This is a genomic window from Arthrobacter sp. 10N44_2, assembly GCF_056394385.1.
In genome coordinates this window covers 1-22,218 of the sequence record NZ_JBFTHT010000003.1, presented here as the reverse complement: position 1 = coordinate 22,218, position 22,218 = coordinate 1, and the positions used below count along the sequence as shown (strand labels likewise).

Here is a 22,218-nt window from a genome sequence, read left to right as displayed (position 1 = left end):
ACTCACACAGTCATTTCATCATCGGGTACCGACAATTTATGCGACTCCCGCTCGAGCCGCTCCGCGATGGCATCGATCCGGTCGAAATCGGCGTCGGTGGGCGCCCACCGGCCGGAGGCCAGGTCAACACGCCAGCGCCCCTCGCCGGTCCGGCGGAAGTCCTCGTAACGGCCCAGCAGCGGCGTCCCCTCCTGCAGATAAAGGCCCAACGCCTCGTGCTCCAGGCCGGGCGGGGCGTCTCCGCTGGATTTCAGGACGCGCCACCAGGGCACGCTGCTGCCATAGTGGCTCATGACCGATCCGACCTGACGCGGGCCGCCGGCGCCGAGGAGTTCCGCAACGTCGCCGTAGGCCACCGCCGTTCCGGCCGGGATCAACGCCACGAGCTCCAGCACCGCCTCCACATACTCCGTCCGCATCGGTCCAGCCTAGCCGTTCCGGACTCCGGAACAGCGCCGGGACGGCAGGCGGAGACGGCACGCCGCCACCCCGGTCAGGAACTGTCAGTGGCAGCAGGTAGCGTTGAAGCATGAGCACTTGGAACACCCTCCCCCGCGCAGCCTTCGACCTCGAAACCACCGGGCGGAACTCCCGCGCGGCGCGGATTGTCACAGCATCCATCACCGTGGTGGACTCCGACGGCGGGATTGTCCAGGAACACGAGTGGCTCGCGGACCCCGGGGTTGAGATTCCCACCGAGGCCAGCGACATCCACGGCGTCACCACCGAGAAGGCCCGCAGCGAAGGCCGCCCCGCCGCGGAAGTGACGCGGGAGGTCGCCGCCGTGCTCCAGGAGCTCTTCGACACGGGTGTGCCGGTCATCGCCTTCAACGCCAGCTACGACTTCACGGTGCTCGCCGCCGAGTCTGCCCGCTACGGCGTCCCTCAGTTGAGCCGCTTCCCCGTGCTGGATCCGTACGTCATGAACAAACAGGTGGACCGCTACCGCAAGGGCAAGCGCACGCTCACCGCCTTGTGCGAGGAGTACGGCGTCAATCTGGACAACGCGCATACCTCCGCGGCCGATGCCCTGGCAACCCTTCGGATGCTCGATGCCATGGCCGGAAAATTCCCCAAGCTCAGGATGCCGGCGGGCAACCTGCACCAGCTCCAGGTCGAATGGGCCTCTGCCCAGGCCGCGGACTTCCAAAGCTACCTGCGCAAGACGAAGCCGGCCGCCGTGATCGAAGGCGACTGGCCCGTCCTGCCTCCCGAGGACGCCAGCCGGGGCGACTTCTAGGATTTCCGGACGCTGGGATTCCGGACGCTGGGCCCCGGCGCGGGAGCACTTCTTAAAACGAAACGTTCGCCGGCGGAACGGCTTAACTAGTCCCCCGCTGCGCGCAAATCCAGTGATTGCGACGGAGGTCACACGGCCCGGGGCTTCCACTTGCCGCCCGCTCCGGCGCCGATGATTCCGCGCCACCCCGCCAGCACTATCAGGATCAGCGCCGATCACACGCGATCCTGAAGATAGTTCGCAGAACGCACACATCATCTCTGATTTGTTCGGATTGAATGGGCGCCCACGTCGGATGACACAATTATCTTTCGCGGCGTGTCTGCTCCACCCGGCGCCCAAGCCAGCGGCCGGGGGCCCGATGAGCCTCCCGCGACCCACTGAATTTCAGACGAAAGTGATTGCGTGATGAAAAGCAAAGCCTTGAAGTGGCTGACCACCGTTCCCGTGGCCATCGCCGTGGCGGTTTCCCTTGCAGCCTGCGGCGGCGGTTCGGCCCAGTCAACGGCGTCACCGACGGATGCCCTCCAGGGCAGCGACCAGAAGTCCCTGGACAAATACACGACCAAGGACGTCACTCCCCTGGACCAGATTGACAAGTCCAAGCTCGGCCTGATCAGCGACGGAACCCTGACTGTGGGCACCCTTTCGGACGCCCCGCCGAACATCTACATCGACAAGTCGGGCAAGTTCACCGGCTACGACAACGAGCTCCTGCGCGCCATTGCGGACAAGCTGGGCCTCAAGGTGGAGTTCAAGGCGACCGGCTTCGCCTCGCTGCTCGCCCAGGTTCAGAACAAGCAGTTCGACCTCGGGTCCTCCTCGATCTCCACCACTGACGCGCGCCGCAAGACCGTGGGTTTCACCAACGGTTACGACTTCGGCTACATGGCCGTGGTCGCCAAGAAGGACTCCAACATCAAGGGGTTCAAGGACCTGACCAAGGACACCCGCATCGCCGTGGTCCAGGGCACGGTGCAGGATGACTACGTCACCAACACCCTCCAGATCGAGCCCGTCCGCTTCGAGGACTACAACACCGCGTATGCCAACTTGAAGAACGGCCAGGTCGACGCCTGGGTCGCTCCGTCCCAGCAGGCTACCGGCCAGGTCAAGGAAGGCGACGGCACGGTCATCGCCGAGTCGGTTGTAAACACCCAGAACTTCACCGCGTACGCCGTGAACAAGGAAAACCAGCCGCTCATCGACGCGCTGAACTCCGGCCTCGACGCCGTGATTGCCGACGGCACCTGGTCCAAGCTGACCAAGGAATGGTACCCGGACCGCGAGACCCCGGCCACGTGGTCCCCGGGCTCCAAGGCTGTCACCGTTCCGAAGTCCTAGTCCATGGATGCACTCGATCAACTCGTAAAGACCTTCTTTGACTGGGAGGCGATGGCAGCCGTCCTGCCGAACATGATTATGTTCGGCCTGCCCAACACCCTGATCCTGGCGGTTTCCTCGGGCGTGCTCGGGTGCATCCTGGGCATGGTCCTGGCCGTCATGGGCACGTCCCGCCTGACGCCGCTGCGGTGGCTCTCCCGGATCTACACGGACATCTTCCGCGGCGTTCCGGCTATTGTCATCATCCTCCTCATCGGCCTCGGGCTCGGACCCATAGTCCGGGTAGCGACCGGATCCACGAACCCGTTCCCGCTGGCCATCTTCGCCCTGACGCTCATGGCTGCGGCCTACATCGGCGAGATCTTCCGCTCGGGCATCCAGAGCGTGGAAAAGGGCCAGCTGGAGGCGTCCCGGGCCCTGGGCTTCAGCTATGGCTCGTCTATGCGCCTCGTGGTGATTCCACAGGGCGTCCGGCGCGTGCTCCCGGCCCTGGTCAACCAGTTCATCGCGCTGATCAAGGACTCGTCCCTGATCTATCTGCTGGGCCTGATCGCCAGCCAGCGCGAGATCTTCCGGATCGGTAACGACGCCGCCGCCAATACGGGAAACCTCTCGCCACTGGTTGCCGCCGCGTTCATGTATCTCATCCTGACCGTTCCGCTCACCCACTTGGTCAACTACATCGACAAGCGTCTGCGCACCGGCCGTCCGGAGAAGCGTCAGCCTGACGACGCCGCGGCCTTGATCGGGAAGGGAGCACAGCCATGAGCGAATTCGCCTCCGGCTCGCTGACCGGCAAGAACCTGCACTTGTCCTTCGGCACGAACCATGTCCTCCGCGGCATCGACCTTCATGTCGAGAAGGGCACCACTGCCTCGGTGATTGGCCCCTCCGGCTCAGGAAAATCCACGCTGCTGCGTGTCATGAACCGTCTGATCGAACCGGACCAGGGCGACATCCTGCTCGATGGCCGCTCGGTCCTGAAGGACAACCCGGACGAGCTGCGCCAGCGGATCGGCATGGTGTTCCAGCAGTTCAACCTGTTCCCGCACAAGACCGTGGTGGACAACGTCTCGCTGGCGCTGCGGAAGCTGCGCAAGCTGCCGGCGGAGCAGGCCCGGGCCGAGGCACTCGAGCAGCTCGACCTGGTGGGGCTCAAACACAAGGCCGACGCGCGTCCTGCCAATCTCTCCGGCGGCCAGCAGCAGCGTGTCGCCATTGCCCGCGCCCTGGCCATGAAGCCGGAGGTGATGTTCTTCGATGAGGCCACCTCCGCCCTCGACCCCGAGCTCGTCAAGGGTGTGCTGGCGCTGATGGCCGACCTCGCCAAGGGCGGCATGACCATGGTGGTGGTGACCCACGAGATGGGCTTCTCCCGCAATGTCTCGGACACCGTGACGTTCATGGACGCCGGCGTCGTCGTCGAGTCCGGTCCCCCGGAACAGATCTTTACCAGCCCGCGGACCGAGCGGCTGCAGGGGTTCCTCGCGGACGTTCTGTAGTTCGCTCCAGCGTCACGGCAGCTTAAATGACTGATGGCACCCGCAGCGGCGGGTGCCATCAGTCATTTAAGGGCTGAGGCTATGGCTTGGCGCCGGCCGCCGCCTTAGCCGCTGCCGGCAGGGCGTCGAAGATCCGGTTCATCGCGGTGTCGTCGTGCGCGGCGGAGAGGAACCAGGCCTCGAAGACCGACGGCGGCAGGTAGACGCCGGAGTCCAGCATGGAGTGGAAGAACGGGGCGTAGCGGTACACTTCCTGGCCCTGGGCGTCCTCGTAGTTGTGGACACCCCGGGCGCCCGTGCCGAAGGCCACGGAGAACAGGTTGCCTGCGCGCTGGATGGAGTGGTCCACGCCGGCCGCATCGAGTGCGGAGGACAGCGCCGCGGAGAGTTCCAGCGAGCGGGCATCCACGAACGAATAGACCTCGGGGGTGGCGTGCGTGAGGGTCGCGACCCCGGCGGCCATGGCCACCGGGTTACCGCTCAGAGTCCCGGCCTGGTAGACGGGGCCCAGCGGCGCCAGGTAGTCCATGACCTCCGCGCGTCCGGCGAGAGCCGCCGTCGGCATGCCGCCGCCAATCACCTTCCCAAATGTCAGCAGGTCCGGGGTCCACGGCTCGGCGGCACCGGCGGCGCCTCCGGTGAGGCCCCAGTAGCCGGAGTAGCCGGTGCGGAATCCGGTCAGGACCTCGTCGAGGATCAGCAGGGCGCCGTGTTCGCGGGTAATCCGGGAGAGGCCGGCGTTGAAGCCGTCGCCGGGGGTGACGACGCCCATGTTGGCGGGTGCGGCTTCGGTGATGACGGCGGCAATGCTGTCACCGTGCTTGGCGAAGGCGGCTTCGACGGCGCCGAGGTCGTTGTAGGGCAGCACGAGCGTCTCGGCGGCGGTCGCGGCAGTGACCCCGGCTGAGCCGGGCAGCGCGAGGGTCGCCAGGCCGGAGCCTGCGGCGGCGAGGAGGCCGTCGAGGTGGCCGTGGTAGCAGCCGGCGAACTTGATGATCAGGTTGCGGCCGGTGAAGCCGCGGGCGAGCCGGACGGCCGTCATGGTCGCCTCGGTGCCAGTGGAGACCATCCGGACGCGCTCGGCGGCCGGGACGCGCTCCTTGACGATTGCGGCAAGGTTGGCCTCGTCCGGCGTGGAGGCGCCGAAGGAGAGACCGCGGTCGACGGCGGCGTGCACGGCCGCCAGGACCTCCGGGTGGGCGTGCCCCAGCAGCGCCGGGCCCCAGGAGCAGACGAGGTCGACGTAGTCGGCACCGTCGGCGTCGGTCAGGTAGGCGCCCTTGGCGGACACCATGAACCGCGGCGTCCCGCCCACGGAGCCGAAGGCGCGCACGGGCGAGTTCACGCCGCCCGGCATCAGCTGGCGGGCACGGTCAAAGAGTTCCTCGTTGCGAGGCATGCTGGAAGTCATGGTTTCTATTCTTTCAGTTCGCGGCGAGGTCTGTTCGCGGCCAGTTCAGTTGGCGCTAAGCAACGCGGCCACGCGGGGCGCCACTTCGGTGCCGAACAGCTCAATGGAGCGCATCATGGCCGTGTGCGGCAGGGTGCCGTTGCTGTACTTGAGGTCAAAGCGGTCCACGCCCAGGTTCTTTTTGAGCAGGGCAATCTTCGCGGCCACGGTTTCCGGCGACCCGACATAGAGGGCTCCCTCGGGCGTACACATCGCGTCGAACTCGCCCCGGCTGGCGGGGCCCCAGCCGCGTTCGGCCCCGATCCGGTTCCGCTGCTGTAGCCAGTGCGGGAAGAACTCCTCGCGGGCGTCCTCATCCGTGGCGGCAACGTGGCCGGGCGAATGCGTGGCCATCTGCTGCATCGGGTGCCCGTACTTGGCCATGGCCTCACGGTAGAGGTTGGCGAGGGGCGCGAACGACCGCGGCTGGCCGCCGATGATCGCGAAGATGATCGGGTAGCCGTACTCGGCACAGCGCAGCACCGACTCGGGGGTGCCGCCCACGCCGATCCACGTCGGCAGAAGGTGGTGTTCCAGCGGCGGATAGACGCTCAGGCCGCTGATGGCCGGCCGGGTGCGTCCCTCCCAGTGGACCGGTTTCTGCGCCCGGACCTTGTCGAAGAGCTCGAGCTTTTCCTCGAAGAGGACCTCGTAGTCCGCCAGGTCCAGGCCGAACAGCGGGAAAGACTCGATGAAGGACCCGCGGCCCAGCATGACCTCTGCCCGGCCGCCGGAGATGGCGTCCACGGTGGCGAAGCGCTGGAACACCCGTATCGGGTCATCGGAGCTGAGCACTGTCACGGCCGAGCCGAGCCGGATGTTCTTGGTCCGGGCAGCCGCCGCGGCCAGGAATACCTCCGGGGCGGAGACAGCGAAGTCGCGGCGGTGGTGCTCCCCCACCGCGAAGGCGTGCAGGCCGACCTGGTCCGCGAGTTCGGCCTGTTCCAGGAGCTGGCGCAGCACCTGGGCGTGCGGGACGGGATGGCCGTCCGGGAAGACCCCGACGTCGCCGAAGGTGTTCAGGCCCAGGAGGATGCGGTTGGGCCCCACCGGCGCGGTGGGCGTGGAATTGAGCGGGGCGTCCGCGGATTCGGGGGCCGTGTTCATCGGGTTTCCTTGAGCCAGCCGGCGAGCTCGCCCGCCCAGTAGGTCAGCACCATGTTGGCGCCGGCGCGTTTGATGCCCAGGACGGACTCGGTGATGGCGGCCCGGCGGTCGATCCAGCCGTTTGCGGCGGCGGCCTCGATCATCGAGTACTCGCCGGAAATCTGGTAGGCGGCCACGGGGACCGGGCTCATGGCGGCGACGTCGGCGAGGATGTCCAGGTAGCTCATGGCAGGCTTCACCATGACCATGTCGGCGCCTTCGGCCAGGTCCAGGTCCACCTCGAGGATGGCCTCCCGGCGGTTGGCGGCGTCCATCTGGTAGGTGCGGCGGTCTCCGGTCAGCTGTGAGTCGACGGCCTCGCGGAACGGGCCGTAGAACGCGGAGGCATATTTCGCGGCGTAGGCCACGATCGCGGTGTTGGCGTGCCCGGCGTCCTCCAGGGCCTGCCGGATCACGGCGACCTGGCCGTCCATCATGCCCGACGGGCCCAGGACGTGGGCGCCGGCGTCGGCCTGGGCAACCGCCATCTGGCCGTAGATTTCCAGGGTGGCATCGTTATCGACGTAGCCGTTGGCGTCCAGGACACCGCAGTGGCCGTGGTCGGTGAATTCGTCGAGGCACACGTCGCTCATGACCACGAGGTCGTCGCCGACCTCGGCGCGGACGTCCCGGATGGCCTTGTTCAGCACGCCGTCGGGGTCCAGCGACGCCGTCCCGCGCGCGTCCCGGACGGCGGGGACGCCGAACAGCATGATGCCGCCGACGCCCAGCTGGACAGCCTCGGCCGCGGCACGCCTGAGCGAATCGGTGGTGTGCTGCTGCACGCCGGGCATCGAGGCGATCGGGTTGGGCTCACTCAGGCCTTCGCGGATGAAGGCCGGCAGGATGAGCTCCGAGGCTGAGAGCCGGTGTTCGGCCGTCAGCCGGCGCATGGCCGGGGTGGTGCGGAGCCGGCGGGGGCGGTGGGTCGGGAAGCTCATATGGTGTCCTTTGCTGAGGGCTCTGCGGCTGACGGAGGCGGTGGGGGCTGCTGGTGGTCAAGGGACCGCACGACGGCGGCAACCAGGCCGGACGCCGTCGGCTCTTCGGCGACGGCGTCGACGCTGAGTCCGAGGGAGGCCGCCTCGGCCGCCGTCGAGCGTCCGATGGCGACGAAACGGCAGGTGCCCAGCGGGCCGAGGTCCGCGTGGATGCGGCGGGCGGCGCTCGGGGAGGCGGCGACGACGGCGTGCAGCCGGCCGGCCCCGATTTCGGCTTTCGCCTCGGCCGTGGTGAGCACGGTGGGCGGCGGCGCGTCCTGCCCGGCCGGACTGATCCCCTGCGACAAGGTCGCCTGTGGCGGGGCCGGCGGGAATGCGGGCAGGAATGCGGGCAGGGCCCGGCGCGGATCGGCAGGATAGTCGACGGTGTTGTACGCGGTGACGGCCTGGACGGCCGCACCGCGGGCCTCGAGGCCCTTGCGGAGCCGCGGGTCCGCTATGTCCGCCTGGGGCAGGAGCACGCTGCCCTGGTTCGCGGGCCAGATGTCGAGCAGGCCCGTGCCGGATTGCTGGCCCGTGGGTGCAAGGTCGACGCTGATGCCCCGGGACTCCAGCTCACGGCGGGTCGCCGGGCCGATCGTGGCCACGAGGATGCTGCCGGGCAGCCAGCTGCTGAGGGAGGCGCCGCGTTCCGCGGCTTTCGCCTCAAGTGCCTGGACTGTGGTCACGCTGCTGATCACGAGCCACGTGTAGGCCCCGGCGCCGAGAGCGTCGAAGGCGACGTCGAGGGAGTGCTGGTCGCTGGCCTGCTCAAAGTCAATCAGCGGGAGCAGCAACGGCTCGGCGCCGACACGGCGGAGGGCCGTGACGAGTTCCCCCGCGCGGTCCGGGCTGCGGGCAACCAGCACGCGGGCGCCCTCCGGCACCCTCATGCCGGTTGGGCCGCCCGTGTGGTTGCGGTCGCTGTGCCGTGCCATGAAGTGGTGGATCCGCGGTTCAGGAAGCTGCCAGGTCCGCGATGTCCGCGGCGCCGCGGGCCAGCAGGACTTCCGCCAGCTCGATCCCGAGCAGCGTTGCCCCGACCTCGGTGAGGCCGTCGGTGGCTTTCTTGTCGCGGACGGTTGCCGTGCCGTCGACGGCGCAGACCACCGCCTCGAGGTGCAGCATGCTGCCCTTGCGGTAGGCGTAGGCGCCCACCGGGGCGGCGCATCCGGCCTCCAGCCGGGCCAGCAAAGCCCGTTCGGCCGTGACGGCGAGCCGGGTGTCCGGATCATCGAGGGCCGCGAGGGCCTGCGCCAGCACGCCCTGGGAGCCTTCCGTGGACCCGGCCCGGCGGGGAGCGTCGGCGGTGCGGCATTCGATCGCCAGGGCACCCTGCCCGGCGGCCGGCAGCATGATGTCCGTCTCGAGGTATTCGCTGACCGCGTCGAGCCGGCCGATCCGGTGCAGTCCGGCGGCTGCGAGCACGACGGCGTCGAGGTCGTTTGACTTGCCGTCAACGACGGCGTCGTTCGTGTTGCCCGACAGCCCGGGGACGCGTCCCAACCGGGTGTCCACGTTCCCGCGGATGTCGCGGATGTCCAGGTCCGGACGCACGGCGCGGAGCTGGGCCGCGCGGCGCGGGGAGCCGGTGCCGACGCTCGCGCCGCTCGGCAGGTCGGCGAGCTTCAGCCCGTCGCGGGCGCACAGCACGTCCCGGACGTCGACGCGTTGGGGTGTGGCCGCGAGGCTCAGGCCGAGGGCCGGACCGGTCGGGAGGTCCTTGAGCGAATGCACGGCGATATCGCAGACGTCCTGCAACAGGGCGTCGCGGAGCGCGGCGACGAAGACGCCGGTACCGCCCATCTGGGACAGCGAGCCTTTGAGGACGTCGCCGTCGGTCCGGATATGGACCAGCTCCACGGGGAACCCGCCGACGGCGGCCAGTTGGTCCGCGGTCTGCTGGGTCTGGGTCAGGGCGAGTTTGCTGGCGCGCGTGCCGATCCGGACGCTCATGCGGTCCCCTGGCCCGCCGCCGCAGCAGCCGTGCCCGAAGCCACAGGGGCGGCCGGGTAGGGATCGTGTCCGGTCCCGACGGTGGTGTCGGCACCTGCGATGGTGGGCTTTTCGCCGCGGAAGTTAGCGCAGCAGCCGGGACGGCAGACGTCGTACCAGGGGCCGAGCTTGGTCAGGTGCGGCCGCTCGGCGATGTTGTTCGCGACGGTCCGCTCGCAGATCAGGTCCACAAGCCCGGCGACAAACTTGCGGTGCGTTCCGGGCGTGGGGACGCGGGTTGCGGCCAGTTCCAGCCGGGCGCAGGTCTCAAGCGCCTCGGTGTCCAGATCCCAGACCACTTCCATGTGGTCGCTGACAAAGCCCAGCGGCACAATCACGATGCCCTTGACGCCCTGGCCTGCGAGCTCCTCGATGGCGTCGTTGATGTCCGGTTCGAGCCACGGCACGTGCGGGGCGCCGGAGCGGGACTGGTAGACGAGGGACCAGGGTGCGGTCAGGCCGGTCGCGTCTTCCACCCGGCGGATGATCTCGGTGCCGGAGGCCAGGTGCTGTGCGGCGTAGGCGGAGTCTTCCTCAAAAGTGCGCGGCTCGCCCTCGGACCGGCCGGCGGCCTCGGCATCGCGGGTCGGGATGGAGTGCGTCGCGAACAGGATGTGCACGGGGGCGTCCGGGGTGCCGGCGGCGGCCAGCTGGGCACGGACGTCGGCGAGGCCGGCGGCGGTGCCCTCGATGAAGGGCTCCACGAACCCGGGGTGGTCGAAGTACTGGCGCACCTTGTCGACCTCGAGCTTGCCGTCGAGCCCGGTTTCGGTCAGCGCCATGCCGATGTCCTCGCGGTACTGGCGGCAGCTGGAGTAACAGGAGTAGGCGCTCGTGGTGAGCATGAGCACCTTGCGGTGGCCGGCGTCGTAGATCTCCTGCAGGGTCTGCGGGATGTACGGGTCCCAGTTGCGGTTGCCCCAGAACACCGGCAGCGCGATGCCGCGGGCTGCAAGTTCGGCCTCGATGCCGGCCTTGAGCTGACGGTTCTGTCCGTTGATGGGGCTGATGCCGCCGTTGGCGCGGTAGTGGTGCGAGACCTCTTCGAGCCGTTCGTCGGGGATGCCGCGGCCGCGGGTGACGTTGCGGAGGAACGGGATGACGTCCTCCTGGCCTTCGGGTCCGCCGAAGGAGGCGAGGAGCACTGCGTCGTACTCCTTGGGGGCCATCCGGCCGGCCTCGGTGACGGTGTTCACGGCGGTTACCGGGGCGGCGGATTCCTGCGGATCGAGCGGGCTCATGCCAGGACCTCGGCAATCTCGGCGGCGGTGACGCGGCGGCCGGTGTAGAAGGGGATTTCCTCGCGGACGTGGTGCCGTGCTTCGGTGGCGCGCAGGTGGCGCATCAGGTCCACGAGGTCCACGAGCTCGGGGGCTTCCAGTCCGAGGATCCATTCCCAGTCGCCGAGGGCGAAGGAGGAGACGGTGTTGGAGATGACCTGGGGGAAATCGCGGCCCAGCATGCCGTGGTCGCGGAGCATGGCGCCGCGCTCGGCGTCCGGGAGCAGGTACCACTCGTAGGAGCGGACGAAGGGGTAGACACAGAGCCATTCCGCCGGTTCCACGCCGCGGGAAAACGCCGGGGTGTGGTTCTTGGCGAACTCGGCCTCCCGGTGCACGCCCATGGCGGACCAGACGATCTCGGTGCCGGCGAACAGTTTGCTGCGGCGGATGTCCCGCACTGCCCGCTGCAGCGCTTCCGGCCGGGGACCGTGCAACCAGACCATAATGTCCGCGTCGGCCCGCATCGCCGAGACGTCGTAGCTGCCGCGGTGGACAACTCCGGCGTCGGCGAGGCTTTTCATCAGGGCCTCGAAGTCCTCAGCGGCATCGGCGCCGCGCAGGATGTCCGCTGACCGCTTGAATACGGTCCAAAGGGTGAAGAACTGCTCAGTTGAATCTTCGGGCGCCGATGCCCCGGCGACTGATTCTCCGGGGGCTGACATTCCGGTTTTAGTGACAGATTCGGCAGAAGTGTGGCTCATGCATACCAGTCTGCCTCCTCTCCCCAGCTAAGTCGAAAAAAAGCACTTCTACAGCGCGTAGAAGTGCTTTATTTCACATGCGGGGCGCGGGAGGCGGGGGCGCATCCGCGGGAGGCGGGTCCTGTCAGCTCCGGCGCATCCGGAGGACCGCGGCGCCGGCGCCGAGCGAGAGCGCCACCAGGCCGATGCCCCAGCCGACCAGCGGGGACAGGCCGGCCGGTTCCAACGTCGAGGTTGCCTCGAGGGAGGAGTTGCCGGAGTGGCCCTTGGCCGGAGCCGGTGCCTGGGTCCAGCCGGCTGTGTTTGAACCCGTTGGGGACGGGTGCGGTGTGGCCGACTTCGAGGCCGACGCCTGCGCGCCGGCACCGTTGCCCGCGGCCGGCACCGCGGTGCCGGACTGTGGATCGGCGGCCGGATCGGCGGCCACGCTGCCCGGTGCCGGCCGGCCGGGGGCCTGTCCGGTGGGGGCAGACCCGGCGGATCCGCCTGCGGCGGGAGCTCCCGGAGCCGGGGCGGCGGGAGCTCCCGGAGCCGGGGCGGCGGGCGGCGCGGCGGGGTCCTGCGGCCCGGCGGGCGGCGCAACCGTCGCGGGCGGGGTGCTCGCCGCCGGTGGGGTACTGGTGCGCGGGGCCGTAGGTTCGGGATTGCTGGGCTCGGGGTCGCTGGGTTCCGGGCTGCTGTCGTGCGACGGCGGCGGCTGCGACGGGGAGGACTCGCCCGAGCCGGCGGACGGCGAGGGGCTCGGCGTCGTCGAGGAACCCAGCAGGCTGTCCAGCACGTCGCCGAGGCCGAGGGTCAGCGAACCCTGCGCGGACGGTGCGGTGGACGCCGCCGCGGACAACCCTGCGGCCGCCTGCGAGGCAGGAGCCCCGGCGGTGCCAGCCAGTACGGCCCCGAGCGCGACCGCCGCCGCGCCGCTTCGAAGGCCCCGATGGCGGCCGGTCTTCGTTGTTGACACCTTGGACCTGAAAATAAACATGGTCATCGAGCCTAGCCGGAATCGACCAGCAGGAAAAACTTGCAAAAACCGCTAATTTCCGGCACGAAACCGCCGTGACCGGAGGGGTTCAGGGTGCCTTTGGAACCGCTGTGATTCCTGTGACTGAAGGTGTGCTTGGGACTCGTAAACCTCGTTCGGAACAGCCAGATTCAGGGTCACCGAATTCAGCGCAGGCACATTGAGGCAACCACATTTAAGCGCAGCCACGTTCAGGCAACCACATTCAGCGCAGCCGCGCTGAGGACAACGTTCAGGACAACAGTGTGCGGACCTGCTGTGGGGTGTCGGCCACGATCGCTGCCAGGCCATTGCCGGACAGCCAGCCGCCCACCACGGCAAGCGTGCCGTCCGCGGCACAGACGCTCCGGACGGCCGCGACGCGCTGCCTGTGGCCCAGGGACGCAAACGGCAGCGCGCCGGCCCAGCGGACCACGTCCCAATCGGCCACGTCCCCGGCGCCGACTGGCACCGCCAGCAGGGCCGACGCATCAGCCAGGGCTGCGCGGAAAAGTTCATCGTCGGAGCGCGGCGCCGCGGCCAGTCCGCCGCCGCGGGGCTCGGGCAATGCCCGGGGAGTAACAGCCTCTGGAGCTGCACTCCGCCCGTAGGAGAGCCGGAGCACATGCCGTCCCGGGCCTGCCTGCTCCGCCAGCCACGCCCATTTGGCGGTGGCGTGCGTCAGCGCCTTGGCCTGCACACCCGGGCTCTGCGGCGCAACAAGCACGCCGGTGCCGCGTGGCGCCGCGTCAAGGGCCGGGAGGTCCACCACGAGCGTGACAAGGCTGACGTCGGGTCCGGCATCGGGGCGGTGGCCGGCAAGTTCCGGCAGGGACTCCTCAAGCAGCCCGACGGCGGCGGGACCCTCGACCGCAACCGCGAGGAGCCCGGCGTCGAAAGTGGCCTGGTCCGTGGCCACGCGCCAGCCGTCGGCTGTGCGCCGCACTGACCGGGCCGCGGTGCCGGGCAGCAGGGTGACTCCGCGCTGACGCAGATCGGCCAGCAGGGCGGCGACGAGGGTGTGCATGCCGCCGCGCAGCCCGGCGACGGCGGAACCGGCCTTCTGGAGCCCGCCGGCCTGGCCTGTTCCGGACGGTCCGGCCGGTCCGGGGGGTCTGCCCCTGGCGGCCGCCGCTCCCCTGCGCTGGGCCGCGACGGCGGCGGCGAGGGAACCGTGCTGGCGGATGCCGGCCCGCAGACCGGGGGCCACCATGTCGACGTCGAGCACTGAAGGGTCGGCCGAGTGGACGCCGCCGACCACCGGTGCGACGAGCCGGTCCAGGACCCGCCTTCCCATCCGCCGGCGGACAAGGGCTGACACGCTCGTTGCCCCGGCAGCGGTGCCCAGCGAGGCCGGCAGCACGGCGTCGACGGAGGCTCGGAGGGATCCCAGCAGGCCCAACGACCGGCGGACTTCCGGGTCCCATGGGCTCGCCGGGATGCCCAGCACACCGGTCTTAGGCAGTTCCCGGGGGCCGTCAGGCAACTGGACCCAGGCCCCGCCGGGGTTCGGCGCAACGATCTCGCCGGCCAGCCCCAGCTCCGCGGCGAGATCGGCTACGGCGGCGGTGCGGGTGGCGAAAGACTCCGCGCCGCTGTCCAGGGTCAGTCCGGCCACGACATGGCTGCCGACGCAGCCGCCCCAGGCCTCGCCGGCCTCCAGGACGGTGGTGCGGACCCCGGCCCGGGCGAATTCCCGTGCCGCAAGCAGTCCCGAAATCCCGCCCCCGATCACGACGGCGGTGCCTTCCACGCGAGTCCCGGCGGCGCCTGCGTCCACGCCCCTACTCCGGAGCGATGGAGTGGATGAGTTCGACGACGCGCGTGAGCACCTCAGGGTCCGTCTCCGGCGGCACGCCGTGGCCGAGGTTCAGGACGTGCCCGGGCGCCGCGGAGCCGGCCGCGATCACCTCTCGGACGTGGGCTTCGAGGACTTCCCACGGTGCCGAAAGCAGTGCCGGGTCGATGTTGCCCTGCAGCGGGACGGTGCCGCCGAGGCGGCGGTTGGCTTCGTCCAGCGGCAGCCGGTAGTCGACCCCCACGACGTCAACGCCGACGTCGCGCATCGCGACGAGCAGTTCCGAGGTGCCGGTGCCAAAGTGGATCAGGGGTGCGCCCAGGTGCCGGACATGGTCCAGGGCACGGGACGACGCCGGCGCAACGAAGCGCTGGTAGTCGGCCAGTCCCAGCGAACCGGCCCAGGAGTCGAAGAGCTGGCCGGCGGAGGCGCCGGCTTCCAGCTGTGCGCGGAGGAACATCCCCGAGGCATCGGCGGCCCAGTTGGCCAGGGCAGTCCAGGTTTCGGGGTCGGCGTGCATCATGGTGCGCGGGCCGAGGTGGTCGCGGGAAGGCTTGCCTTCCACCATGTACGCGGCGAGGGTAAAGGGCGCACCGGCGAAGCCGATCAGCGGGGTGCTGCCGAGCTCGGCCACCGTGAGCCGGACGGCTTCGCGGATGGGCTCCAAGGCCTCCCAGGTCAGCTGCGGCAGGGCGGCAACGTCCGCGGCCGTGCGGACCGGTTTGTCCAGGACGGGTCCGACGCCGGGCACGATGTCCACTCCGACGCCGGCCAGCTTGAGCGGGATGACAATGTCCGAGAAGAAGATGGCGGCATCGACGTCGTGGCGGCGGACCGGCTGCAGGGTGATCTCGGAAGCGAGCTCGGGGCGCAGGCACGAGTCCAGCATCGCGACGCCCTCACGGACCTTGAGATATTCGGGCAGTGAGCGGCCGGCCTGGCGCATGAACCAGACGGGACGGCGGGAGGGCTTGCCGCCGCGGTAGGCGGTGATCAGCGGCGAATCCGCGGTGCGGCCGTCCATCAGCGGGTGGCCGGCAGCGAGGCCGCGGGCGGCGCCGTCTGTGGCGGCGCCGTCAATGGCTGCATTGCCGGCTGTGCCGTTGTCGGACGTACTGAATGTGGTCGTGCCGGCACGTGCCGCAGCGCTTGGAGTCATGACTTCGATTGTGCCCAAATTTGTGCCCAAAAGATAACGACAGCCTGTCACGCCGGCTCTGACGCCGGCCCCGAGTGCCGCGTCGTGGCGGGAATCACAGGCCAGGGTGCCTGAGCCCACGCCCGGACAGTTGTTCTACACGGACGCGAAAAAGCTATGATGGTGATGCTGTGGTTCTTTTTTCATTGGTGGCTACACACGCCGACATCGACCTCGAAACCGTTGCTCAGTTGAGCACCGGTGCTTCAGGGATCGCCACATCCGCCCTCGCCGGATCGCCGGCCGTGGCGGGTGCCGTTGTCCTTGCCACCTGCAACCGCCTTGAAATCTACGGTGAAGCCCCCCATCCGGACGCCGTCGCCGCGGCCCGGGCGGCCCTCATCACCCACATCAGCGGCGCCAGCGGACTCAACGATCAGCTCGTCTCCCGCGCCTTCAGCACCCGCACCGGCGCCGAGGTCAGCCAGCACCTCTTCTCGGTCAGCTCCGGTCTGGACTCCGCTGTGGTGGGCGAACGGGAAATTGCCGGGCAGGTGCGCCGCGCCTTGATCACGGCCCAGCACGAGGGCACCGCCAGCTCCGGCCTGGTCAGGCTGTTCCAGGCCGCGTCCAAGACCGCGAAGGACGTCGGCGCCCAGACGGCGTTGGGTTCGCGCGGGCTCTCCATCGTTTCCGTGGCCCTGGACCTCGCCACTGACCTGTCGGAAAACCCGGACTGGTCCGCCAAGAAAGCCGTCGTCTTCGGGACCGGCGCCTATGCCGGTGCCACCATGTCCCTGCTGCGTGAACGTGGCTGCACCGATGTCTCTGTCTATTCCTCCTCCGGCCGCGCCGCCGGCTTCGTCGCTACCCGGGGCGGCACGGCACTGAACGAGGACACGCTTCCGGGCGCAGTTGCCGGGGCCGACGTCATGATCGGCTGCAGCGGCTCCGACAGCCGGGTCGAAGCGGACGACCTCGCCCGGATCCGGGCGAACTCACCCCAGCCGCTGATCGCGATCGATCTCGCTTTGACCCATGACTTCGACCCCGCTGTCGGCGACCTCGACGGCGTCGAACTGCTGACGCTGGAATCGGTCCGGCTGGCCGCACCGCAGGAACAGGCCGAGTCGCTCGAACAGGCCAGCAGCATCGTGGCCGGAGCGGCCAGCGCCTTCGAGCAGGAGCGCGAGGCCAGGAGCGTCGACTCGGCGATCGTCGCCTTGCGCCGCCACACGATGAACGTCCTGGATGCGGAAATGGAAAAGGTCCGGGCCCGGCATGGCTGCACGGCCGCCGCCGAAGAAGTCGAATTTGCCCTGCGCCGCATGGTGAAACAGCTTCTCCACGTCCCCACCGTCCGGGCCCGCGAACTGGCCTCCAACGGACAGCAGGACGCCTACATTGCCGGTCTTGAGGCGCTGTACGGCATCACGGTGGAGCCCACCGCCGGCGCAACGGTTGCAGGTGCCGCCGGTTCCGGGGCTTGCCCTGTGGACCACAATGCCGCTGTCCACAACCCCGGTGCCCATAACCCCGGCCCCGCAGCGGGCGACATCCGCGAAACCGCGTAGCTGCCCCGCGCGTCCCCGCACCGCGGCTTATCCCTGGATTATCCGGGGAAAGCGTTGATCCCGGTCATTTCGGCCGACACCTGCCACAGCCGTGTGGCCGCCTCCCGGTCCACCGCGTGGGCATCCACTCCCCTGATCCTGGCTTCGGGCGATCCCGGCACCGTGGCTTCGGCGATGTCGCAGTCCTCGCAGTAGACGCCGCCCATTCCTTCGAGCGCCGGCGTGGTTGCGGCCCAGACCGAGGTGGCGGCGCCCTGCGCGGGTGTCTTGAAGCGCGGGTCGAGTTTGCCGTGCTCGTCCATCCAGCCCGCGGCGATCATCTCCTCCCGCGGCAGGTGCCGTTGCAGCTCCGTCATGATCCCGCCGGGATGTACTGCGAAGGCGCGCACGCCAAAGTTCCGGCCCAGGGCATCGAGCTGGACGGCGAAGAGCGCGTTCGCCGTCTTGGCCTGGCCGTAGGCACGCCATTTGTCGTAGCCGGCGTCGAAATTGATGTCATCGAAGCGAATGGCCGAGAGCTTGTGGCCGGTCGAGGACAGCGAGACCACGCGGGCTCCCTGCGCCGCGGCAAGCGCCGGCCACAGCAGGTTGGTCAAGGCAAAATGGCCGAGGTGGTTCGTGGCGAACTGTGATTCCCAGCCGGGTCCCACCCTTTGCTCCGGACTTGCCATGATGGCGGCGTTGTTGATGAGGATGTCCAGGCTGCGGCCTGAGCCCGGCGCCGCGCCAAGTGCCGGACCGGCCAGGAAGCCGGCGGCGAACTCCTTCACACTGTCCTGGTCCGCCAGGTCCAATTCGGCAACTTCCAGTTCGGCAACGCTGACGCCGCCGCCAGCCGTTGCCGGCGTCAGCCCCGCCGCGGCCAGGACGTCGCGGGCATGCTCGGGCCGCCGGGCCGGCACCACGACGGTGGCGCCGGCGGAGGCCAGCGCCCGCACGGTCTCCAGGCCCAGCCCCGAGTAGCCGCCCGTGACAATAGCGGTCTTCCCGGTCAGGTCGATGCCGGCAATGACGTCGGCCGCCGTCGAATCCCGGCCGAACCCGGAGCCAATCTTGCGCTGGGACGTCACTGTATTTTCCTGGCTCACGGCGTCTTCCTCTCTCACGACATTTTCCTCGCTCATGACCAGGCCTTTCGTTTTAGGGCGCCGCTCGGCGGAGCATGTTGTGCGGTATCGCGGCCTTGCTGGCCATATGGGCCGCCGCGGCTCAATACACCGGTTTCCCGGGCTCCACGTCCCGTACCCAGGCGAGAATGCCGCCTTCGAGGTGGCTGACGCGCTCGTACCCGACGGCGCGGGCTGCGGACAGGACGGCGGCGGATCGTGTTCCGGCCTTGCAGTGGAAGACAATTTCGGCATCCTGGGGCAGTTCCTGCCACGCCTCGCCGGCAAGGATGCGGCCTTGCGGGATCAGCTCCGACCCCTCAATGCGGACGATTTCGTATTCTCCCTGCTCCCGCACGTCCACGAGGTGGAAGTCTTTGAGGCCGGCCTTGCGGGAGGCCAGCATGGTGGCGAGCTGGGTCGCCGTCACGGTGTGCTCGGTACCGGCATCCGCCGTTGGAGTGATCCCGCAGAAGGCCTCGTAATCGGTGAGTTCGGTGATTCGTGCTGCCGCCGGGTCCTTGGTCACCTTGATCTCGCGCCAGGTGCCGCCCAGAGCGTCATAGAGCGCCAGCCGGCCCAGCAGGGACCGGCCGACGCCGGTGATCAGTTTGACCGCCTCGGTCACCATCAGCGCTCCGACGGCGGCGCACAGCATGCCGAACACGCCGCCTTCGCCGCAGGACGGCACGGATCCGGGCGGGGGTGCCTCCGGGTAGAGGTCCCGGTAGGTGGGCCCGAACTGTTCCCAAAAGACGCTGACCTGGCCGTCGAAACGGAAAATCGATCCCCAAATGTAGGGCTTGCCGAGGATGGCGGCGGCGTCGTTGACGAGGTAGCGCGTGGCAAAGTTGTCGGCGCCGTCGAGGATCAGGTCGTAGCCGGCAAAGAGCTCCAGTGCGTTGGACGCGTCGAGCCGGACGTTGTGCAGCCGGACGTCCACGAGCGGGTTCAGGGCCTTAATGGCGTCGCGGGCGGACTCGATCTTCGGCCGGCCCACATCCTCGACACCATGGATGATCTGGCGTTGGAGGTTGCTGAGGTCGACGTCGTCGTCATCGACGATGCCAAGGGTGCCGACCCCCGCGGCGGCGAGATAGAGCAGGGCCGGGGAGCCGAGGCCACCGGCACCGATCACCAGGACTTTTGCGTTCTTGAGGCGTCGCTGGCCGATCGCGCCGATCTCCGGAATGATCAGGTGCCGCGAGTAGCGTTCCACCTCGTCCGGCCTGAGGTCCGCAGCCGGGTCGACCAGCGGTCCGGGCTGCGGATCCAGCTTCGTCTGGGGGGTTGCGGGGGCACCGGCGGCGGTGAACTTGGAAGCCATACTTCAATCTATGCCCGAAGATACCACCAGGTCATATTACCCGCGCGTAAGGTGTAATTGAGTGCAAGGTAGTTCAGTACAAAATGCAAATGATTGCCATTGCGCGCAATGGGGTGGATAAGGGAAAGAAGGCCGACAGTGGTTCATCAGGCACCGTTGGAGCGGGACGAGTCCGGCAAGCCGACGGCAGGGCAGCCCCGGAGCGGACAACGCTCGGCCCGCCTCCCCCGCGACGAACGCCGGGCTCAGCTGCTGGCGGCCGCGCAGGAAGTTTTCGTGGCGAACGGCTACCACGGTGCCGCCATGGACGAGATCGCCGAGACCGCCCACGTCAGCAAGCCGGTGTTGTACCAGCACTTCCCCTCCAAGCGGGACCTCTACCTGGCTCTGCTGGACAGCCACCTCAGCAAGCTGACCGACCTCCTGCTTGGCGCCCTGAACTCCACCACCGACAATGACGAGCGCGTCCAGGCCGTCATGCGCGCCTACTTCCGCTTCATCGCGCACGACGACCAGGCCCACCGGCTCGTCTTCGAGTCGGACCTGATTAACGATCCCGACGTCAGCGCGCGGCTGGAAACGTTCAACAAGACCTTCGCCGACGCCGTCGCTCACGTCATCGCCGAGGACACCAAACTGCCTGAGCTGGAGGCCCAGCTGCTGGGCCGCGGACTCGCCGGCATGGCCCACGTGAGCGCACGGTATTGGCTGGAAACGGACGGGAACCTGGATCTCGATGTAGCCAGTGACCTCATCTACCGTTTAGCTTGGCGCGGAATCTCCCGCTTCCCCAAAGAGACCTAGACTACAACTAGAGATTGACCTTAGACATTTTTTGGACGTTGATTGGCTGGGAGGCCTTGCTGTGGAAGTAAAGATTGGTATTCAAAACATTGGCCGCGAAATTGTCCTCGAATCGGCGCAGGATGCCGAAGCCGTCGCCAAGGTAGTTGGCGACGCGATCGCCAAGGGCAGCGAACTGCGGCTGACGGACGACAAAGGCCGCCTGGTGATCGTCCCCGCCAATGTTCTGGGCTACGTGGAAATCGGCGCAGAAGAGGCCCGCCGCGTCGGCTTCGGTGCCCTCTAGCCCCGTTCTTCCCACCACCGTCCTTCATCGCAGTTTCTACATCGTGAGGTGTCCTGAATGCTTTCCCTGATTGTGGTCGCCATGGTGACCGTGGCTGCGGGTTTCGTGGTGTGGGCCAACGACAAGCGTCACCAGAAGTACGGCGTCGCCGTCCCCGCGGGAGTCGCTGCATCCGTCGGTATGCTCAGCTGGATCATCTTCATAGCGGCCGGATTCGGCTACCAGCCGGGCCTGACCTGGATCCCATGGATCCTGCCGATGGTCCTGGGCACTGCGGCCTCGATCGCGGCTGTGGTGTACCTCGGCAGGGCCCGGACGCGGCAGGACACCGAGCGACTCACGGGCATCCTGAAGCTCTAGTTCGTTAGCCCCGCGCAGCTGTTTTCGGCGCGCAACTGTGACCACGCACCCAACGGGGTGCGTGGTCACAGTTCATTTGGGGTTCGGCCGAGTGCGCCGTACCGGAGTCATTCCGAGGCGGAACTGTGCCCATCACTTTTGTCGGAGCCCTCAAATAGACTCGAGCCATGGAAGCCGTCAGGGATTTCATCAGGGATTTCACCGCCTGCGGGGACGAGGCGGAGGGCACGGAGCGGGGTGCAGCCCGGGTCGGGCAATTCGGTTTGGACGCCGCCCTGGCCGCGCTGCGGGCGGTGGGTTCGACGGCGGTGGAGGATGCGGGGTCGTGGGGCTTCAGGGCCGCGTCGGACTTCGCCGGCGGCGTGGAGGAAGTCTCCCGCGCGGTGGAGTATCTGCAGCTCGTCGCGGCCGCCGCCGTGGACCGGACCAGGAAGCAGTCCGCAGCCGCGGCCACGGGGGCTGTAACGGGGGCGGTCACCGGGTGGACCACCGGCTGGCGTGAGAGCCCCGGCGGGTGGCAGACCGGCGCACCCGGAACCGCGGAACCCGCCGGCGCCTCCTTGGCCTCGGCTCCCGCGGGCACGTCCGCTGCTGCGGAGCCCTCCGGCACGTCCGCTGCTGCGGAGCCCTCCGGCAGGTCCGTTGCGGCGGCGCCCGCCGGAAGCCCCGGAACGGTGGAACCGGCGGTGCCGGAATCGGTGCTGGATGACGGGTACCGGAACACGGTGGAGTTCCTGCGGGCGCGGCTGCGGATCGGCGCCGCGGAGGCCAGGCGCCGGCTCTGCCTGGCCGACACGCTGCTGCCCCGGCAGGGACTCGCCGGCCGGCCCATCCCGCCCGTGCACCCGGAGCTCGGAGCCGCCGTCGCGGCCGGCGAGGTCGCCTCCCGGGCCGCGACCGTCATCACGCTCGCCCTGGACCGGGTCCGGCACAGCTGCCTCCCGGAGGCGGTCGTGGCGATGGAACATGCACTGACCGCGACGGCCATCGAGAACGACGCCGACTTCCTGGCCCGGGTCAGCCGCAGCTGGGCCGGGGCGCTGGACCAGGACGGCGCCGAGCCCTCCGAGGAACTGCTCCGCCAGCTCCAGGGCGCCTTCCTCCGCAAACCCCGGCACGGCCTGCAGCACCTGGAAATCTTCGCCACCACAGACCAGTTCGAACACCTGATCACCGTGATGAACACA

Annotated in this window: 22 protein-coding genes; 9 read left to right on the top strand and 13 right to left on the bottom strand. The window is 68.8% G+C overall.

Annotated features, from left to right (window positions below; all coding sequences use genetic code 11):
- Positions 1-2 precede the first annotated feature (2 nt).
- Complete coding sequence (locus tag AC1DBX_RS04695; protein ID WP_028277185.1) at positions 3-419, bottom strand: MGMT family protein; 417 nt, start codon at positions 417-419, stop codon at positions 3-5.
- Positions 420-529: 110 nt separating this feature from the next.
- Here AC1DBX_RS04695 and AC1DBX_RS04690 point away from each other — a divergent pair, with 110 nt between their 5' ends.
- The 4 genes from AC1DBX_RS04690 to AC1DBX_RS04675 all read left to right on the top strand — a co-directional run bounded on the left by AC1DBX_RS04690 (position 530) and on the right by AC1DBX_RS04675 (position 4,086).
- A complete protein-coding gene (locus tag AC1DBX_RS04690; RefSeq protein ID WP_028277186.1) occupies positions 530-1,240 on the top strand; it encodes a 3'-5' exonuclease in 711 nt (236 codons plus the stop codon).
- A gap of 408 nt (positions 1,241-1,648) precedes the next feature.
- A complete protein-coding gene (locus AC1DBX_RS04685) occupies positions 1,649-2,584 on the top strand; it encodes an ABC transporter substrate-binding protein (protein WP_223913927.1) in 936 nt (311 codons plus the stop codon).
- A gap of 3 nt (positions 2,585-2,587) precedes the next feature.
- Positions 2,588-3,352 carry an amino acid ABC transporter permease gene (locus AC1DBX_RS04680; protein WP_028277188.1) on the top strand — a complete coding sequence of 255 codons (765 nt, stop codon included), beginning with the start codon at positions 2,588-2,590 and terminating at the stop codon, positions 3,350-3,352.
- On the top strand, positions 3,349-4,086 hold the full coding sequence (locus AC1DBX_RS04675) for an amino acid ABC transporter ATP-binding protein (RefSeq protein ID WP_028277189.1): 738 nt from the start codon (positions 3,349-3,351) through the stop codon (positions 4,084-4,086). Before AC1DBX_RS04680 ends, AC1DBX_RS04675 begins: the two co-directional genes overlap by 4 nt.
- Positions 4,087-4,165: 79 nt before the next feature.
- On the opposite strand, the gene hemL is transcribed toward AC1DBX_RS04675, so the two are convergent.
- The 10 genes from hemL to hemE all read right to left on the bottom strand — a co-directional run bounded on the left by hemL (position 4,166) and on the right by hemE (position 15,595).
- Positions 4,166-5,497 carry a glutamate-1-semialdehyde 2,1-aminomutase gene (gene hemL, locus AC1DBX_RS04670; RefSeq protein ID WP_476873232.1) on the bottom strand — a complete coding sequence of 444 codons (1,332 nt, stop codon included), beginning with the start codon at positions 5,495-5,497 and terminating at the stop codon, positions 4,166-4,168.
- 45 nt (positions 5,498-5,542) lie between these two features.
- A complete protein-coding gene (locus AC1DBX_RS04665; RefSeq protein ID WP_476856658.1) occupies positions 5,543-6,643 on the bottom strand; it encodes an LLM class flavin-dependent oxidoreductase in 1,101 nt (366 codons plus the stop codon).
- A complete protein-coding gene (gene hemB, locus AC1DBX_RS04660; protein WP_476856657.1) occupies positions 6,640-7,623 on the bottom strand; it encodes a porphobilinogen synthase in 984 nt (327 codons plus the stop codon). The genes AC1DBX_RS04665 and hemB overlap by 4 nt, the downstream gene beginning before the upstream one ends.
- Positions 7,620-8,600 carry a uroporphyrinogen-III synthase gene (locus AC1DBX_RS04655; RefSeq protein ID WP_476931177.1) on the bottom strand — a complete coding sequence of 327 codons (981 nt, stop codon included), beginning with the start codon at positions 8,598-8,600 and terminating at the stop codon, positions 7,620-7,622. Before AC1DBX_RS04655 ends, hemB begins: the two co-directional genes overlap by 4 nt.
- 19 nt (positions 8,601-8,619) lie before the next feature.
- The gene (gene hemC, locus AC1DBX_RS04650; protein ID WP_230010623.1) at positions 8,620-9,618 is read right to left on the bottom strand and encodes a hydroxymethylbilane synthase; all 999 of its coding nucleotides are present in this window, start codon (positions 9,616-9,618) and stop codon (positions 8,620-8,622) included.
- Positions 9,615-10,898 (bottom strand): ferrochelatase, encoded by a 1,284-nt coding sequence (locus tag AC1DBX_RS04645; protein ID WP_476931176.1) that lies wholly within the window; start codon positions 10,896-10,898, stop codon positions 9,615-9,617. Before AC1DBX_RS04645 ends, hemC begins: the two co-directional genes overlap by 4 nt.
- Positions 10,895-11,641, bottom strand: a complete 747-nt coding sequence (gene hemQ / locus AC1DBX_RS04640; RefSeq protein WP_028277195.1) for a hydrogen peroxide-dependent heme synthase — start codon at positions 11,639-11,641, stop codon at positions 10,895-10,897. Before hemQ ends, AC1DBX_RS04645 begins: the two co-directional genes overlap by 4 nt.
- A gap of 124 nt (positions 11,642-11,765) precedes the next feature.
- Positions 11,766-12,626 carry a hypothetical protein gene (locus AC1DBX_RS04635; protein WP_476931175.1) on the bottom strand — a complete coding sequence of 287 codons (861 nt, stop codon included), beginning with the start codon at positions 12,624-12,626 and terminating at the stop codon, positions 11,766-11,768.
- Positions 12,627-12,891: 265 nt separating this feature from the next.
- Positions 12,892-14,418 carry a protoporphyrinogen/coproporphyrinogen oxidase gene (locus tag AC1DBX_RS04630; protein ID WP_476931174.1) on the bottom strand — a complete coding sequence of 509 codons (1,527 nt, stop codon included), beginning with the start codon at positions 14,416-14,418 and terminating at the stop codon, positions 12,892-12,894.
- A 4-nt stretch (positions 14,419-14,422) separates the two neighbouring features.
- Entirely contained in the window at positions 14,423-15,595 is a 1,173-nt protein-coding gene (gene hemE, locus AC1DBX_RS04625) for a uroporphyrinogen decarboxylase (protein WP_476931173.1), read from the bottom strand.
- A gap of 170 nt (positions 15,596-15,765) precedes the next feature.
- Here hemE and AC1DBX_RS04620 point away from each other — a divergent pair, with 170 nt between their 5' ends.
- Positions 15,766-17,148: a glutamyl-tRNA reductase gene (locus tag AC1DBX_RS04620; RefSeq protein WP_476931172.1), complete on the top strand. Its 1,383-nt coding sequence runs from the start codon at positions 15,766-15,768 to the stop codon at positions 17,146-17,148.
- Positions 17,149-17,186: 38 nt separating this feature from the next.
- Here AC1DBX_RS04620 and AC1DBX_RS04615 read toward each other — a convergent pair whose 3' ends face one another.
- Positions 17,187-18,272 carry an SDR family NAD(P)-dependent oxidoreductase gene (locus tag AC1DBX_RS04615; RefSeq protein WP_476931171.1) on the bottom strand — a complete coding sequence of 362 codons (1,086 nt, stop codon included), beginning with the start codon at positions 18,270-18,272 and terminating at the stop codon, positions 17,187-17,189.
- Between the two features lie 85 nt (positions 18,273-18,357).
- The gene (moeB, locus tag AC1DBX_RS04610) at positions 18,358-19,581 is read right to left on the bottom strand and encodes a molybdopterin-synthase adenylyltransferase MoeB (protein ID WP_476931170.1); all 1,224 of its coding nucleotides are present in this window, start codon (positions 19,579-19,581) and stop codon (positions 18,358-18,360) included.
- Between the two features lie 108 nt (positions 19,582-19,689).
- On the opposite strand from moeB, the gene AC1DBX_RS04605 reads away from it, so the two are divergent.
- The 4 genes from AC1DBX_RS04605 to AC1DBX_RS04590 form a co-directional block, all read left to right on the top strand.
- Positions 19,690-20,385, top strand: coding sequence for a TetR/AcrR family transcriptional regulator (locus AC1DBX_RS04605; protein WP_374208359.1), 696 nt, complete (start codon positions 19,690-19,692; stop codon positions 20,383-20,385).
- Positions 20,386-20,446: 61 nt separating this feature from the next.
- A complete protein-coding gene (locus AC1DBX_RS04600) occupies positions 20,447-20,671 on the top strand; it encodes a DUF3107 domain-containing protein (protein WP_028278253.1) in 225 nt (74 codons plus the stop codon).
- Positions 20,672-20,728: 57 nt separating this feature from the next.
- Positions 20,729-21,031, top strand: a complete 303-nt coding sequence (locus tag AC1DBX_RS04595; protein WP_476848746.1) for a hypothetical protein — start codon at positions 20,729-20,731, stop codon at positions 21,029-21,031.
- Between the two features lie 167 nt (positions 21,032-21,198).
- A partial coding sequence (locus AC1DBX_RS04590) for a DUF222 domain-containing protein (RefSeq protein ID WP_476931169.1) occupies positions 21,199-22,218 on the top strand: 1,020 nt, incomplete at its 3' end.

Excerpts from the sequence above, each read along its gene's own strand:
- AC1DBX_RS04695 (WP_028277185.1), bottom strand. The coding sequence starts at position 419 with ATGCGGACGGAGTATGTGGAGGCGGTGCTGGAGCTCGTGGCGTTGATC.
- AC1DBX_RS04690 (WP_028277186.1), top strand. The coding sequence starts at position 530 with ATGAGCACTTGGAACACCCTCCCCCGCGCAGCCTTCGACCTCGAAACC.
- AC1DBX_RS04685 (WP_223913927.1), top strand. The coding sequence starts at position 1,649 with ATGAAAAGCAAAGCCTTGAAGTGGCTGACCACCGTTCCCGTGGCCATC.
- AC1DBX_RS04680 (WP_028277188.1), top strand. The coding sequence starts at position 2,588 with ATGGATGCACTCGATCAACTCGTAAAGACCTTCTTTGACTGGGAGGCG.
- AC1DBX_RS04675 (WP_028277189.1), top strand. The coding sequence starts at position 3,349 with ATGAGCGAATTCGCCTCCGGCTCGCTGACCGGCAAGAACCTGCACTTG.
- hemL (WP_476873232.1), bottom strand. The coding sequence starts at position 5,497 with ATGACTTCCAGCATGCCTCGCAACGAGGAACTCTTTGACCGTGCCCGC.
- AC1DBX_RS04665 (WP_476856658.1), bottom strand. The coding sequence starts at position 6,643 with ATGAACACGGCCCCCGAATCCGCGGACGCCCCGCTCAATTCCACGCCC.
- hemB (WP_476856657.1), bottom strand. The coding sequence starts at position 7,623 with ATGAGCTTCCCGACCCACCGCCCCCGCCGGCTCCGCACCACCCCGGCC.
- AC1DBX_RS04655 (WP_476931177.1), bottom strand. The coding sequence starts at position 8,600 with ATGGCACGGCACAGCGACCGCAACCACACGGGCGGCCCAACCGGCATG.
- hemC (WP_230010623.1), bottom strand. The coding sequence starts at position 9,618 with ATGAGCGTCCGGATCGGCACGCGCGCCAGCAAACTCGCCCTGACCCAG.
- AC1DBX_RS04645 (WP_476931176.1), bottom strand. The coding sequence starts at position 10,898 with ATGAGCCCGCTCGATCCGCAGGAATCCGCCGCCCCGGTAACCGCCGTG.
- hemQ (WP_028277195.1), bottom strand. The coding sequence starts at position 11,641 with ATGAGCCACACTTCTGCCGAATCTGTCACTAAAACCGGAATGTCAGCC.
- AC1DBX_RS04635 (WP_476931175.1), bottom strand. The coding sequence starts at position 12,626 with ATGACCATGTTTATTTTCAGGTCCAAGGTGTCAACAACGAAGACCGGC.
- hemE (WP_476931173.1), bottom strand. The coding sequence starts at position 15,595 with ATGACTCCAAGCGCTGCGGCACGTGCCGGCACGACCACATTCAGTACG.
- AC1DBX_RS04615 (WP_476931171.1), bottom strand. The coding sequence starts at position 18,272 with ATGAGCGAGGAAAATGTCGTGAGAGAGGAAGACGCCGTGAGCCAGGAA.
- moeB (WP_476931170.1), bottom strand. The coding sequence starts at position 19,581 with ATGGCTTCCAAGTTCACCGCCGCCGGTGCCCCCGCAACCCCCCAGACG.
- AC1DBX_RS04605 (WP_374208359.1), top strand. The coding sequence starts at position 19,690 with ATGGGGTGGATAAGGGAAAGAAGGCCGACAGTGGTTCATCAGGCACCG.
- AC1DBX_RS04595 (WP_476848746.1), top strand. The coding sequence starts at position 20,729 with ATGCTTTCCCTGATTGTGGTCGCCATGGTGACCGTGGCTGCGGGTTTC.